At 65.8% G+C, this 14,657-nt stretch carries 12 protein-coding genes and 1 pseudogene; 8 read left to right on the top strand and 5 right to left on the bottom strand.

Going from position 1 to position 14,657, the window contains the following annotated elements:
• Positions 1 to 27: 27 nt before the first annotated feature.
• The gene (locus BLV94_RS29750) at positions 28 to 1,209 is read left to right on the top strand and encodes an acetyl-CoA C-acetyltransferase (RefSeq protein ID WP_072946675.1); all 1,182 of its coding nucleotides are present in this window, start codon (positions 28 to 30) and stop codon (positions 1,207 to 1,209) included.
• 22 nt (positions 1,210 to 1,231) lie between these two features.
• On the opposite strand, the gene BLV94_RS29745 is transcribed toward BLV94_RS29750, so the two are convergent.
• Positions 1,232 to 2,461, bottom strand: a complete 1,230-nt coding sequence (locus BLV94_RS29745) for a PucR family transcriptional regulator (protein WP_083395712.1) — start codon at positions 2,459 to 2,461, stop codon at positions 1,232 to 1,234.
• Between the two features lie 224 nt (positions 2,462 to 2,685).
• On the opposite strand from BLV94_RS29745, the gene BLV94_RS29740 reads away from it, so the two are divergent.
• Positions 2,686 to 4,281 (top strand): AMP-binding protein, encoded by a 1,596-nt coding sequence (locus BLV94_RS29740; RefSeq protein WP_072946773.1) that lies wholly within the window; start codon positions 2,686 to 2,688, stop codon positions 4,279 to 4,281.
• Positions 4,282 to 4,568: 287 nt separating this feature from the next.
• Here the strand turns inward: BLV94_RS29740 and BLV94_RS29735 are convergent, their stop codons facing one another.
• A complete protein-coding gene (locus tag BLV94_RS29735; RefSeq protein WP_072946674.1) occupies positions 4,569 to 5,027 on the bottom strand; it encodes a QcrA and Rieske domain-containing protein in 459 nt (152 codons plus the stop codon).
• A 426-nt stretch (positions 5,028 to 5,453) separates the two neighbouring features.
• On the opposite strand from BLV94_RS29735, the pseudogene BLV94_RS51050 reads away from it, so the two are divergent.
• Together BLV94_RS51050 and BLV94_RS29725 are read left to right on the top strand one after the other, a co-directional pair.
• A pseudogene (locus tag BLV94_RS51050) lies at positions 5,454 to 5,721 on the top strand (RNA polymerase subunit sigma); the annotation flags it as partial.
• Positions 5,705 to 6,853, top strand: coding sequence for an anti-sigma-D factor RsdA (locus BLV94_RS29725; protein ID WP_072946673.1), 1,149 nt, complete (start codon positions 5,705 to 5,707; stop codon positions 6,851 to 6,853). The pseudogene BLV94_RS51050 and the gene BLV94_RS29725, both read left to right, overlap by 17 nt.
• Before the next feature lie 424 nt (positions 6,854 to 7,277).
• On the opposite strand, the gene BLV94_RS29720 is transcribed toward BLV94_RS29725, so the two are convergent.
• Positions 7,278 to 7,745, bottom strand: a complete 468-nt coding sequence (locus tag BLV94_RS29720) for an Lsr2 family DNA-binding protein (protein ID WP_244163686.1) — start codon at positions 7,743 to 7,745, stop codon at positions 7,278 to 7,280.
• 331 nt (positions 7,746 to 8,076) lie between these two features.
• On the opposite strand from BLV94_RS29720, the gene istA reads away from it, so the two are divergent.
• Both istA and istB read left to right on the top strand, forming a co-directional pair.
• The gene (istA, locus tag BLV94_RS29715; RefSeq protein ID WP_304363181.1) at positions 8,077 to 9,648 is read left to right on the top strand and encodes an IS21 family transposase; all 1,572 of its coding nucleotides are present in this window, start codon (positions 8,077 to 8,079) and stop codon (positions 9,646 to 9,648) included.
• Positions 9,645 to 10,412, top strand: coding sequence for an IS21-like element helper ATPase IstB (istB, locus tag BLV94_RS29710; RefSeq protein WP_072951752.1), 768 nt, complete (start codon positions 9,645 to 9,647; stop codon positions 10,410 to 10,412). The genes istA and istB overlap by 4 nt, the downstream gene beginning before the upstream one ends.
• 12 nt (positions 10,413 to 10,424) lie before the next feature.
• On the opposite strand, the gene BLV94_RS29705 is transcribed toward istB, so the two are convergent.
• Together BLV94_RS29705 and BLV94_RS29700 are read right to left on the bottom strand one after the other, a co-directional pair.
• A complete protein-coding gene (locus tag BLV94_RS29705) occupies positions 10,425 to 11,117 on the bottom strand; it encodes an Lsr2 family DNA-binding protein (RefSeq protein WP_341866477.1) in 693 nt (230 codons plus the stop codon).
• 641 nt (positions 11,118 to 11,758) lie between these two features.
• Positions 11,759 to 12,652: a LysR family transcriptional regulator gene (locus tag BLV94_RS29700; protein ID WP_072947222.1), complete on the bottom strand. Its 894-nt coding sequence runs from the start codon at positions 12,650 to 12,652 to the stop codon at positions 11,759 to 11,761.
• A 69-nt stretch (positions 12,653 to 12,721) separates the two neighbouring features.
• Here BLV94_RS29700 and BLV94_RS29695 point away from each other — a divergent pair, with 69 nt between their 5' ends.
• Both BLV94_RS29695 and BLV94_RS29690 read left to right on the top strand, forming a co-directional pair.
• Positions 12,722 to 13,321, top strand: coding sequence for a short chain dehydrogenase (locus BLV94_RS29695; RefSeq protein ID WP_072947223.1), 600 nt, complete (start codon positions 12,722 to 12,724; stop codon positions 13,319 to 13,321).
• Positions 13,322 to 13,391: 70 nt separating this feature from the next.
• Entirely contained in the window at positions 13,392 to 14,615 is a 1,224-nt protein-coding gene (locus BLV94_RS29690) for an NAD(P)/FAD-dependent oxidoreductase (protein WP_072947224.1), read from the top strand.
• Positions 14,616 to 14,657 lie beyond the last annotated feature (42 nt).

Here is a 14,657-nt window from a genome sequence, read left to right as displayed (position 1 = left end):
AACCCACCCCCGAAAGGCCTTCCGCACATGACCACCTCCGTGATCGTCGCCGGCGCCCGCACCCCGATCGGCCGGCTGCAGGGCTCACTCGCCGGATTCTCCGGCGCCGACCTCGGCGCCATCGCCATCGAGGGGGCGCTCGGCAAGGCCGGTGTCGCCCCGGACCGGGTCCAGTACGTCATCATGGGACAGGTCCTCACCGCCGGCGCCGGGCAGATGCCCGCCCGTCAGGCGGCCGCGAAGGCCGGCATCCCGATGAACACGCCGTCGCTCAACATCAACAAGGTGTGCCTGTCGGGGGTCGAATCGATCATCCTCGCCGACCAGTTCATCCGGTCCGGCGCGTTCGACGTGATCGTCGCCGGCGGCATGGAGTCGATGAGCCAGGCACCGCACCTGCTGCCCGGTTCGCGCGGCGGTTTCAAGTACGGCGACGTCACCCTCGTCGACCACATGGCCCTCGACGGATTGCACGACGCATTCACCGACCAGCCGATGGGACTGCTCACCGAGGCGGGCAACGACAGGGACGTCATCGCCCGCGAGGACCAGGACGCGTTCGCCGCCCGCTCGCACCAGCTCGCCGCGAAGGCGTGGGACAGCGGAGTCTTCGACGACGAGGTCGTCCCCGTCGAGATCCCCGCACGCAAGGGTGAGAGCACCTGGCTGCGCCGCGACGAAGGCATCCGGCCGGACACCACCGCCGAAACCCTGGCGCGGCTGCGGGGCGCATTCCGAGCCGGCGGCACGGTCACCGCGGGCAACGCGTCGACCATCAACGACGGCGCCTGCGCCGTGGTGGTGATGAGCAAGGAGCGCGCCGAGGCGGAAGGCCTGACGTGGCTGGCTGAGATCGGCGAGCACGGGATAGTCGCCGGGCCGGATTCGGGACTGCAGTTCCAGCCGTCCGGAGCGATCGCGAAAGCCTGTGATGCAGCCGGTATCTCACCGACCACATTGGATCTGATCGAGATCAACGAGGCGTTCGCCGCGGTCGGGATCGCGTCCACCCGCGAACTCGGCGTCGACCCCGAACGCGTCAACGTCAACGGCGGCGCCATCGCCCTCGGGCACCCCATCGGAATGTCCGGCGCCCGGATCACCCTGCACCTCGCGCTCGAGTTGCAGCGCCGCGGAGGCGGCACCGGCGCCGTCGCCCTCTGCGGCGGTGGCGGACAGGGCGACGCCCTGATCCTGCGCGTCCCCTGATCTCGCATCGCGGCCGCACCGCTCAGCGCGGCTCCGTTGACGCGATCCGGACCGCGAGGAGGAGATTGACGACGTCCTCCACCCGCCGAAGGTCCTTGCCGGTGCGCTCGGCAATCCGACCCAACCGGTAGTACATCGTGTTCACGTGAATCTGTAGCGCGGAGGCGGCCTCCTTCGCGTTCATGTCGTGGGCGACGTACGCCGTCAGCGTCTCGATGTAGATCGCGCCCGCCGACAGGTCTTCGGCGATGAACGCGCGCAACTGGGGCTCGACGAGTCGGCGCGCGGTCGGGTCCGCGCGCCGCACCAGGTAGTCCAGCGGCGAGAGATCGTCGAAGATCTGGACCTCGCGCCGGCCTCCCAGGTGGTCGCAGGCGACCTGAGCCTCCAGCAACGCTTCGGCCGTCTGGTCGAACCCGCGGTGCGCCGAGCTGATACCGATCGACGCCGTGGTCCGGGTCGTCCCGAAGTCGGTGGCTGCGCGAGCGACCTTCTGCGACAGGGCGCCGGGGCTGAGTCGTTCGAGCGGGACGAGTCCGACGAGTTCCTGCCGCCACGGCACCAACATCCCCGACAGATGCCGGGAGAGCACCCTGCGTGCGTCGAGGATCGGATCCGCGTCGTCCGCCTCCGAGCTTGCCCGGCAGACGATGACGACGAACCCGGCGCCGTCCGCGAGCCCGGCCCGGCGCATCGCCTCCAGGCGGACCGGTACGGCGGGCACGTTCCCCGCGAGCAGATCCTCGAGACAGTCGAGTGCGATGCGCTCCTGGTCGGCCACGAGATATTGCTGCGCCTGCAGGTAGGTGGTCGCGGCGGCGGAGCAGCCCGCCTCGATCGTGCGCATGAGGTGCTCGACCAGGCTCAGTGCCGTTTCCTGCTGTCCCTCCGTCGATCGGACGAATTCGAGAACATACGACCAGAGGACGATCTGCCCGATGCGAAACGCGTGAAGGAAGTCGATCAGGGAGATGCCGTGCGCGACGCGCTCCGAGGCGTGCCCGGACGTGAACGCGAAATCGTCGAGGCGCGGATTCCGTTGTTCGATGACGCTGGTCGTGAACACCCCGAAGACGGCGGTGACGTGGGCGACCACATCGTCGTACAGTCCGGTGGCGCGGTAGGACGGCAGTTCCGCCCAGATCGCGTCGGTGGCGGCTCGCGCGATCTCCGGATGGCGGTCGTGCACCCACTTCGCGAGATCGATTGCCGCGTCGTCGAACGGCCGCATCGCGCCGTGTGCTGTGGTCATCCCCACGACCTCCGATACTGTCCACCCGCTGTGGCCAGGCTACAGCCAGAATTCGGACCTTCGACACATTCCCACCAGGGGACTGTGGGCCGACCACAAACATCTTCGGTGTCGCACCACGATGAAGTGATGGCTGTCACGGCCTATGGTTGCCCGGACGACCCACGAGGCTCGCCGCCATTCGCGCGTGGGAGCCCGCCGCAATCTTCGAGGGAGTGACCCACGTGAGCTTCAAGAGCCCGTTTCCGGACGTCGAGATCCCAAACCTCAGTGTCTACGATTTCCTGTTCGGTCGGGTCGACCCGGCGGATGCGGAACGGCCCGCACTGATCGACGGCGCCTCCGGTGCGGTCACCACCTACCAAACCCTGGTCGCGCAGATCGGCGGGGTCGCCGGGGCGCTGGCCGCCCGCGGCCTCGCGGTCGGTGAGGTGGTGGCCCTGCACTCACCGAACGTGCCCGCGTTCGCCGCGGTGTTCCACGGCATCCTGCGCGCCGGCGGCGTCGCCACCACCATCAACGCCCTCTACACCGCCGAGGACATCGCCAAACAGCTCACCGACTCGCACGCGAAATTCCTGTTCACCGTCTCCCCACTGCTACCGCAGGCCCGGGCAGCGGCCGTCACGGTCGGAATCCCGGCCGAGAACGTGATCGTCCTCGACGGCGCCGACGGGCACCCGTCACTGGCGGATCTGCTCACCGAGGGCCACCCGGCCCCGGAGGTGTCGTTCGACCCGGCCACCCACCTCGCGGTGCTGCCGTATTCGTCGGGGACCACCGGCCGCCCGAAGGGGGTGATGCTCACCCACCGCAACCTGGTCGCGAACGTGTGTCAGATCAACCCGCGGATGGGCATCGGCGCCGACGACAAACTGCTGGCGGTGCTGCCGTTCTTCCACATCTACGGGATGACGGTGCTGCTCAACGCCGCCCTCTACAACCGGGCCGCCCTGGTGACGATGCCGAAGTTCGACCTCGTCGAGTTCCTCAGCATCGTCTCCGCCCAGCGGTGCACGTATGTGTTCATCGCGCCGCCGGTCGCGGTGGCGTTGGCCAAGCACCCGTTGGTCGACGACTACGACCTGTCCTCGGTGCATTCGATCTTCTCCGGTGCCGCCCCGCTGGATCAGGAACTGGGCAGGGCCGTCGCCACCCGGCTCGGCTGCCGGGTCCGGCAGGGCTACGGGATGTCGGAGATGAGCCCGGTCTCGCACGCGATCCCGTTCGACCGCGACGACATCGCCCTCGACTCGGTCGGCCCGACGATCGCGAACATGGAATGCAAACTCGTCGACCCCGCCACCGGGCAGGAGGTCGCCTACCCGGCCGAGGGGGTCAGCGCGCCGGGGGAGTTGTGGTGCAAGGGCCCGAACATCATGGCCGGGTACCTCGGCAACGACGAGGCCACCGCCGAAACCCTGGACGCGGACGGGTACCTGCACACCGGGGACATTGCGACCGTCGACGCCGAGGGGGTGGTGACGATCGTGGACCGGATGAAGGAGCTGATCAAGTACAAGGGGTATCAGGTGCCGCCCGCCGAACTCGAGGCGCTGCTGCTCACGCACCCGCAGATCGCCGACGCCGCCGTCATCGGTGTCCTCGACGACGAGGGTGAGGAGGTGCCGAAGGCGTTCGTCGTCGCCCAGCCCGGTGCCAAGGATCTGGACGAGGCCGCGGTGATCGCGTTCGTCGCCGCCCGGGTCTCCCCGCACAAGAAGGTCCGCAGGGTCGAGTTCATCGACCTCGTCCCCAAGTCCGCCGCAGGCAAAATCCTCCGCAAAGACCTGCGCACGCGGGAAACGGCGGGTAAGTAGACCGCGATTCGACTCGCCAGGAGTGCCCACCTCCGGTGACGGTGAGTGCAGGTGCCGCCCAATCAGCAGCTCGGGCAGCACCTGCACTCCACCCCTCGCGTGAATCGCCTCATATGCCTGAGACGTGCGCGTTGTCATGTGACCACCATGACGGCCCCGACGCTACCAGAAAACAGGCCAATCGGTTTGTTTCATTCGCCAGGGGCAGACCAGCACGGCGCGGGCACGCGGGCTGAGGTCAATCTGCCGCGTACCAATTCGTTGACACCCCTGAGTCGTCACACACCTCAGCCGACCACGACCGAGTCACCCTGAACGGAGACGCTCCGTGGGGCGAGCGGAACGGACGCCGGACCGTTGTGCACGGACCCGTCGAGATTGAACTTGCTGCCATGGCACGGGCAATTGATGGTGCCACCGGAGACGTCGGATACGGTGCACCCCGCGTGCGTGCATGTCGACGAGAACCCGCGGAAGTCACCGCCGCTGGGCTGTGTGACGACAACATCGCCGAGCACCACGCCGCCACCGACGGGAACATTGCCGGTCGGCACGGTTGCACTCGCAGCCTTCACAGCTGGGCTACCGCTGCCGCCGGACGCAGACGACGCGCGAGTTCTGCTGAACAGAGCGCTACCGGCGGCCAAGGCGGCTGCAACACCCATACCGGCGATAACCGTACGACGCGGAAACGCCATCTGGTTGATCCGCAGGCTCTGCTCCTGGTTGAGTTCGTCGGACTGCATGGCGGTATCTCCCTGTCTGGGCTGGGGTCACGCGGGATCGATCACTGCGGCTCTCTCAATGGTTCTAACGCAGGACACACACGACTGGTTCAATGCGCGACGCCGGGCAGGCTGTGTCCGGCGGATGCCTGCGAAACCCTTCACCGTGCGCGGTCGGTCCGCCTTGCGGACGGCATTAGCGTCGCCGAAGTCGGCGACAAGATCAGCGCGACCCACCAGCAATGGAGGCGGCGCGGAGCCTCGCCGAGTACCGGCCACCGGTGGGATAATCCAACTAGGAGGATCGTCCACCCAAATGAAGCGATGCCCCTACAAAAACGTCGACCCCGGCCCAGGGCCTCAGGACCGCCCGAGTGCGCCGGGGTCGGCCCAAACGGACGGGCGCGGTCGTGCGGCAACCGCAACAGTCCTCTGACATGCGGTAACGAATCGGAGCCCGTCACCGACAAACCAGATGACGAAGCCTACGATGACGGACCCGAACAGCGGGCGCTGGACTCGGAAGCGAGCAGGCTGATGAACGAACCGCTGAGCACGCTGCCGACGAAGCACCGGGAGATTTTGATCCTCCAGCTCGTGGTCGGTACGTCAGCCGAGTAGACGGCCCCAATCGTGGGTAGTACCGCAGGAGCGGTCCGTGCGGCTCAACACGAAGCCATCGCATGTGACGAGGGCAGGTGAGAGGTTTGGTTAGGGGCATCCAGCGCAACGGCAATCCCGATGCCGATCTCCCAGGAGACGACGCACCGGTGGACGTCGCGGCTGTGCGCCGCGACGACGCACTGATCGACGCGATCGCCGGTGGCGGTCCCGTCGCAACGGATTCGCCGGAACAGGACCAGCTCGCGCTTCTGCTGACCAATTGGCGTGCCGACATCGTGTCGACGCCGATGCCGACCGGGCCGCTACTCGACGACGTGATCGCGGCGATCGACGCCTCGGACAACGCCCGTTCCGCACGCAGCGCCGCCCGCGGCAAGCTCCGGCTGTTGCGACCCATCGCAGGCGCTGCCGCCGCGATCGCGGTCGTCATGGGCGGCGCCACCATCTTCTCGTACAACGCCGAACCCGGCGATCCGCTGTGGAGCGTCAAGTCGGTCGTGTTCAGCCAGCAGGCCGATTCGACCGTTGCACAGATCGACACCACGTCCCAGCTGCAGGAGGCCGAACGGCTGATCGCCGCGGGCGACGCGGAGTCGGCGAAGAACCTGCTCGACGGCGCCGCCGACCGTGCCGGTGGGGTCCGCGACGCTGACACGCGCAACGAACTCGACGCGTGGCGGGCGAAGCTGGCCGCGGAACTCGAGAAGATCGCTCCCACCCCACCCCCGGCGACGACAACGCCGGGAACCACCACCACCGGCGCGTCGACGCAGACCACCCAACTGCCTGCCACCGTGCAGGGAACACCCGGTTCCACGACGGTGCCGGGAGTCGGGCAGTTGCCGGGAACCCTGCCCACGGATCTACAGATTCCGGGACTGCCGCCCACTTCACTGCCGCCGCTACCCACCTTGCCGCCGCAGCAGCTTCCGCTTCCGCCCGAGACGTTGCCATCCACCAGCCCGGAACCCCCCATCACGGTGGTCCCGCCTCCGCAGCCGCCCCTGCCTGTCCCTTCCGACACCCCGACCACACAACCACCCCCGCCTGTGCCGCCGGACAACCCGACCACACAACCACCCACCCAGCTGCCGCCGCAGGAGCCTTCGTCGGCGCCGCTCCCGCAAATACCGCCGGAAAACCCGACCACAGAACCACCCACCCAGCTGCCGCCGCAGGAGCCTTCCTCGGCGCCGCTCCCGCAGCCGGTCCCGACCAGCTGACTCGCTCCGCACTGACCATTCGATTTGATGCGCAACCCACGGCGAACCCCAAACCTACTGTGCACCAACGCTTCCTGATGCATCAACCTCACGGAAACGGGAGGGGCCGGAGGAATCCGGTCAGGAGCTTTGCCCAAGAGCCCGCCGGGGCGGCACCAGGCCTCGAGATCGGCGGCAACAGCAGCCGGATCAGAGTGCATCCCCGAGCGGGTGGGCGATATCCGGATCGACGCGCTCCGGTGATCGCAACGAGTTCGGCGGTCACCTGGCACCGAGCGAACTCGTTGGATTCACCATCTCCGGCGCATGTCGTGGGCGGTTGCCCTGCGCTAGCCGTGTCACCTCACCGTCGGAGGTATCCCGACGGCACCTTGGGTGTTTCGCAGCACGATTGCCGCGAGATTCATCACGGCCGTGTTGCTGCCTATGCGGCCGGCGCCTTGGCCTGAGCCAGATGAAAGGCGTCTACGATCTCCGCCGAGATCCGGCCACGGGCCGATATATCGAGGCCCTCGCCGATCGCCCACTCGCGAATATCCCTGGTCGTCCTCTTCACCGGAGCCTTGCTCGCCGCCGCGCTGTTCAATGGAGCCGTCCTCGCGGCTGTCTTCTTCGCGGCCGTCTTCTTCGCGGCTACCTTCTTCGCGGCCGTCTTCTTCGCGGCGACCTTCTTCACGGCCGGCTTCCCCGCGGCGACCTTCTTCGCCCGAACCGTCTCTGCCTGAACCTTCTGTACCTGAGCGTCATGGAAGGCCCGCTCGACCTCGGCCGAGATTCGGCCACGGGAAGACACATCAAGACCGGCACCGATCGCCCACTCGCGAATATCCCTGGTCGTCTTCGCCGCCGGAGCCTTCCTCACGACAGGCTTCTCCGTATCTACCTTCTTCACGGCCGACGTCTTCACAACCGACTTCTGCGCGGCTATCTTCTCAGCAGCCGGCTTGCCCGCAGCGACCTTCTTCGCCGGACCCCTTGTTGCCTGAACCTTCTTTGGCTGACCCTTCTTGGCCTGAGCGCCCTCGAAGGCTTCTACGATCTCAGCCTGCTAGCGGACATGCCAACCTCCCTGTAGACGGACACGTTCGTCCCTACTGACGGACAGCTGATCTCCCTGTCGATGGACAAGGGGCCGGCGGTGTGTCGGTCCTGACACCGACGCCCCTCCGGGGTTTTGCTCGAGGTCTTCGACCACCTACGAGCGACTCCCACCGGAGGGACGCATGAAGAAGTCTGACAGGGACATCATGGAAATTCTCGAGGCCTACGACACCACCGGCACCGCGCACTCCGCGGCGCAGCTGGCCGGGGTCGATCCGAAAACGGTCCGACGTTACGTCGCCGCCCGTGACGCCGGGATGCCGGTGACCGGCCCGTCGCGGCGACCGCGCATCATCGACGAGCATTTACCCCAGATCGAGCAATGGGTCGAGCGCAGCAAAGGCAAGGTTCGTGCCGACATCGTCCACGAGCGCCTCGTCGCTCTCGGCTTCGACGGCACCGAACGCACCACCCGACGCGCCGTCGCGGAGGCGAAAGCCGCATGGCGGGCCGGGCACCGCCGCACCTACCGACCGTGGATCACCGAACCCGGACTGTGGATGCAATTCGACTGGGGTGCGGGCCCGAAAGTACCCGGGCCCGGTGGGATCCTGCGCTCGACCCTGTTGTTCTGCGCCTGGCTGGCATGGTCACGCTACCGGGTGGTGATCCCGGTGTGGGATCAAACATTGCCGACGTTGATCGCGTGCCTCGATGCCACGGTGCGCCGCTTCGGTGGGGTGCCGACCTACGCGTTGACCGACAATCCCCGTACGGTCAGCATCGACCACGTCGCCGGGATCCCGGTGCGGCATCCGCAGATCGTCGAAACAGCCCGCCACTATGGCATGGCCGTGCACACCTGCGTGCCCTTCGACCCCGAATCGAAGGGCGGCAGCGAAGCTACCGTCAAGATCGCCAAAGCCGATCTGGTGCCCACCGACGCGAACCTGCTGCCGGACTACGCCTCGTTCGCCGACCTCGAGGCCGCGTGCGAGCAGTTCTGCGCCACGGTCAATGCCCGTCGGCACCGCGAAAGCGCCCGCATCCCGGAGGAGGCCCTGGCCGAGGAACGCGCCCGGCTGCACACCCTGCCGACCGCCCCACACACCCTGGCATTGGGCACCACCCGCAGCGTCGGCACCGATCAGACGATCCGGTTCGGGTCGGTGCGGTATTCGACGCCACCGGGGTTGGTCGGCACCGAAGTGTGGGTGCGCGCTGCCGGCACCGACCTGGTCGTCGTTGCCGACCTCGACTCCCTGCCGCGGACCCCGGACTGGGCCGGTGACCGTCGTGGTTTGACAGAGATTGCGCGGCACCGTCTTTCGACACCCGGCAATCCGAGCATCGACCTGGCGCATTACCCCGGCCACCCCCAAGAACCGGACGGGGCACCACGCCCACCACGACCGAAGGCCCGTTCCGCGGCCGAAGCCCGGTTCCTCGACCTCGGACCCGGGGCGCACACCTGGTTGGTCGCCGCGTCGGCGGCCGGCACGGTCCGGATCCGGGCGAAGATGACCGCCGCAGTCGAATTGGCCGTATTCGTCGGCGCCGAGACCGTCGACTCGGCACTGTCGAGAGCAGCCGAAGCGGGCCGATTCGCCGAGGGGGACCTGCCGGCGATCGTCGCGCACCACACCGACACCACAGCCGGCGCGGTTGTCGTCGCCGACGAGGAGCATTCGGTCCAACCCGGCACCGCCGCCTGGGCCGGATTCGGCAGCACCAGTGCGCAGGCAAGCTCATGAACCCCGCACCGCCATTGCCCGACGACCTCCTCGCCGTCCTCAAACGGATGCGTCTGCCCTACCTGCGGGCTGCCGCACCGGAGGTGCTGGCGACGGCGAAAGCGCAGCGGTGGGATCCGACCGAGGTCCTCAAGGTCCTTCTCGACGAGGAGGTCCACGGCCGGGACGAGGCAACGAAGGCGATGCGCCGCAAAACCGCCGGGCTTCCCGCCGGCAAGACGTTTTCCTCATGGCGGGAACAGGATTCATCGATCCCGGCTCCTACCCAGCAAGCCCTGAGCACGTTGGAGTGGGTGCAGCGCGCCGAGAACCTGGCGGTCAGCGGACCGTCGGGGACCGGCAAGACCCATTTCGTCGAGGCGCTCGCGCATGCGGTGATCGACGCGGGCATGCGGGTGTCGTGGTTCACCCTCGAAACGTTGACCGCCGCGATCGGGCGGGCGGCGGTGGACGGGTCGATCACCAAGACCATCACCAAGATCACCCGCGCCGAGTTGATCGTCGTCGACGACATCGGCATGCTGCCGTCCGGTCAGGCCGCCGCCGAGGCGTTCTACCGCCTCGTCGATGCCGCCTATGAGCGCCGCAGCGTCGTGGTGACCAGCAACCTGCACCCGTCCGGGTTCGACACGATCATGCCGAAAACGCTCGCGACCGCCGCGGTCGACCGACTGCTCCACCATGCGCATGTCGTGATCACCGAAGGCACCTCGCTGCGATTGCAGGAGGCCACCGCCGGACGCGGGGTGATGCCCCTGACCTGATGGTGCGGGAGATCAGCTGACCGCCGACAGGGAGATCAGCTGTCCGCGCATAGGGACACCACCTGTCCGCCTACAGGGACGCTCCCATGTCCCTTGACACTCAGCCGGAATCCGACCACGGGCAGACACATCAAGACCCGCACCGATCGCCCACTCGCGAATATCCCTGGTCGTCTTCGCCGCCGGAGCCTTCTTCGCGGCCACCTTATTCACGGCTGCCTTCGTCACGGCCGCCTTCACGGTGGCCGAATTCTTCGCCTGAACCTTCTTCGCCTGAACCTTCTTCGCCGGAGCCGTCTTCGCCTGAACCTTCTTGGCCTGAGCGTCCTCGAAGGCTTCTACGATCTCAGCCGGAATCCGACCACGGGCAGACACATCAAGACCGGCACCGATCGCCCACTCGCGAATATCCTTGGTCGTCTTCGCCGCCGGAGCCTTCTTCGCGGCCACCTTATTCACGGCCGCCTTCGTCACGGCCGCCTTCACGGTGGCCGAATTCTTCGCCTGAACCTTCTTCGCCTGAACCTTCTTCGCCGAAGCCGTCGTCGCCTGAACCTTCTTGGCCTGAGCGTCCTCGAAGGCTTCTACGATCTCTGCCGGAATCCGACCGCGGGGCGACACATCAAGACCCGCACCGATCGCCCACTCGCGAATCTCTCTGGTCGTCTTCGCCGAACCTTTCGAACCATTCGGTGACTGGGCCATCTTGTTCTCCTTCTTCGCGGGCAATCGTCGAACGCACACAGTAACGGCAAACTTCTCTCGGTAGTCAAAAAGCTCACCTGAGCTAACTTTTCGACGTCTCCAGCTATTACCTATCTGGGCAGGCCAACACGATACTCTGGGCTCCACAGCGCGACTCGCCCCCCGAAAGCCGCTTCCCCACCACCCCCGAAAATGCTTCGCCCGCTGCAGCATCAAATGCGTAAGCTTTGACGCATTCGGCGATGTGGGGTTTCAGCAGAGCGTGTGCCGAGTCACACCTGCACCGAGTCGTGAGGTCTGAAACTGTAAGCACACCATAACCGATGCAAATTACGTTCCTACCCTCACCAGTTGATTACCAAACACACACCCCAGACGTCGGCGAGTCACTATTCGCCCAAAGCCCCCCGCAGGCGACCCCAGGGGGCTTGCCCCAACCCAATGAACGTCCGCATTGCCCTCACCCCAGCCACGACGGTGATACGCGGTGATCGTCGTCTTCAGGACCTGCCCGCCATCGGCATCATCACCGCATCATTTGGTGCCCACCCTGGGCGGGTGATCCCGGCGGACCTGCTCGAGTCCATTCCGCCAACCTGGATGCATTGGCGACGTCGATCATCACCGACAGCCGTGATCCCCTAGCGCCCGGTTGGCGCTCGATGGGCGGCGGTGGTCTCCTTACTCAACAGGTAACTCGCGTGCTCGACGAACTGCCCGGTCATCGGATGGCGATCGTTCCGGGGCCACGTGAGGTACACCTCCACCGGGGCGACATCGGGTAGCGCGGTGTAGCTGACGCCTGGATGCGGATGGCTGTATTCCGTGGCGACACTGGTTAACCCGATCGCTTCACCTGTAGCGATCGCGGTCAACCACTCGTCAACATTTGCAACGACCACCGTACTTTCAGGACGCTCGTTCGCTGGCCACAAATCCAAGTCAGCCGTTCCCGCGGTGGAGCACAGTGCAATGCGTCGCCTCGACAAATCGCTGAGTGACAACGGACCTGTCTGATTGAGCGAATCGTCCTCGGCAACCGCAACCATGCGATCTTCATACCCTAGGAGCACGTGTTCGAACGTGTCCGGACTGGGGAACGACGACCGGAAGAACGCAATGTCGACCTCGCCCTTCCTCAGGGCAAGTTCGGGGTTGTCGACCTGCCTGACAACGAGCGCCGCATCGGGATTTTCGTCCTTCCAGGTTCGTAGCAATGTCACCGTATGCCGCCCCAGCGCCGACCATGCGTATCCGACCCGCAGGGGAGCTGGTCCGGCCGTGGCCTCGGCGATGGCGTCGTCGACGCTCTGAAGTATGCGGTGCGCCCTTTCCCATAACCGCCTGCCTGCCGCGGTGAGTTCCAAGCTTCGTGTGGTTCGTTCGACCAACCGTGTTCCGACCCGATCCTCGAGTTGATTGAGTGTGCGCGACAACGCTGGTTGCGCCGTGTGTAAGGCGGCAGCAGCAGCCGTGATACTTCCCTCGTCCCCGATCGCCGCAAGCGCACGCAGATGCCGCAACTCGATATTCATAACTTTCAAGCATAACCGGTCGTCAAGAAGTATTTCTCTTCCTACTATCGGTGTCGATAACTTGGCCGCATGAACATCCTGCTTATCGGATCCACCGGCCGACTCGGATCTGCGGTCTACACCGCACTCGCAGATCGTGGCCACAAAATTGTCACCGCCAACCGCACTGGAGGCGACTTCCGTGCCGACATCACAGACCCTGGAGCCGTGGCCGCACTCTACGAGAAGGTGGGTGTACTCGACGCCGTCGTGAGCGCTGCAGGCGTCGTACCGTACAAGCCCATTCAGCAGATGACCGACGATGACTACTCCGCCGCGTACGCGGGTAAGGTCCGCAGCCAGGTGGAGTTGGTCCGCCAAGGGATCGACCGGGTCTCGCTTACGGGATCGTTCACCCTCATCACGGGCATCCTCGCGCGTACCCCCATTCCCACCGGGACCGCCGCGTCCCTCGCGAACGGGGCGGTCGAAGCCTTCGTTCGGGCCGCCGCGATCGAAATCGCCCCGCAGCGCATCAACGCCGTCAGCCCCACCGTGTTCACCGAGGCACTGGATGCGTACGGGGACTACTTCCCAGGCTTCTCCTCCGTCGATCTCGCCGACGTCGCGCAGGCCTACATCCGCTCCATAGAAGGCGCACAGACCGGTCGAATCTACAAACTTGACTAAGTCTCCGTGCTGAGAAACCCAGTCGTTCAGCGAAATCTCACCATTCCCTGTCAGGAAGCGATCCCGCCCTATGAGCACCACTTCCCCCATCCCGCAGCAACCCACGCAGGACGCGTACGACGTCGTCATCATCGGCGGCGCCACCAGCGGCTCTGCGATCGCCTGGTACCTGAGCACCAACCCCGACTTCACGGGCTCGATCCTGGTTGTCGAGCGCGACGCCGGGCTGACGCACTCCGCCACCATGGCAAGCAACAACTGTATGCGTCAACAGTTCGCCACCCAGATCAACGTCGAGATCGCCCAGTACGCGGCTGAATTCGTGAAGAAGTTCCGGGAGAACCTGGGTGGAGACCTCACCATCCCGCACATTCCGATCCGGAACTTCGGGTACCTGTACCTCGCCGACAACGAGGAGTTCGCCGAGACACTGCGTGAGGATCAACAGCTTCAGGCATCATGCGGGGCCGGCACCGCGATTCTCGCGCGTGACCAGATCGCCGAGAAGTATCCCTTCTACAACCTCGACGACATCGTTGCGGGAAGCCTCAACACAGTCGACGAAGGCGCCTTCGATGCCCTGGCCATGGTCGAGTGGCTCCGCGGCAAGGCCCGGGAAAATGGTGCCGACTACATCGAGAACGAAGTCGTCTCCATGACCCGCTCGGGTGAACGCATCGACAGTGTCACGCTCGAGACCGGTGAGGTGATCAGCGCGGGAACGGTTGTCAATGCTGCAGGCACCCGCGCGGGACTCGTCGCGCAATTGGCGGGCGCGGATCTGCCGATCGAAGCTCGACGCCGCTACACCTACATCTTCTCCGCAGAGACTCCGCTGGATCAGGACCTGCCGCTGACCATCGATCCCACTGGCGTCCACATGAGGTCGTTCGGGGACGACAACTACCTCGCAGGGTGCCCGCCGAGGGATGGCGATCCTGCAGTGGGTTTCGATGATTTCGCCTATGAGGAAGGCATCTGGGAGACGAAGATCCTCCCGGTCATCACGAACCGCGTGCCGACAATCGGCGAGGTCACGGTGATCGATTCCTGGGTCGGCCACTACGAATTCAACACCTTCGATCACAATGCGATCCTTGGTCCCCATACCGAGGTCACGAACCTACTGATGTGCGCTGGGTTCTCAGGTCACGGTAGCCAGCAAGCACCCGCCTGTGGTCGCGGTGTCGCCGAGCTGATCACTTACGGTGAATTCCGGACTCTCGACCTGTCCCCGCTCGCCTACGAGCGCATCGCCAAGAACGAGCCGCTGGTGGAACGGGCCGTCATCTGAGACCCAACGGCGCCACTTCTACTGTGCCGGAGGGAGCGACTA

The sequence above is a fragment of the Rhodococcus koreensis genome (assembly GCF_900105905.1).
GTDB classification, from domain to species: domain Bacteria; phylum Actinomycetota; class Actinomycetes; order Mycobacteriales; family Mycobacteriaceae; genus Rhodococcus_F; species Rhodococcus_F koreensis.
Note: the sequence above shows the minus strand (reverse complement) of the source record. Positions and strands in the feature narration are given on the sequence as shown.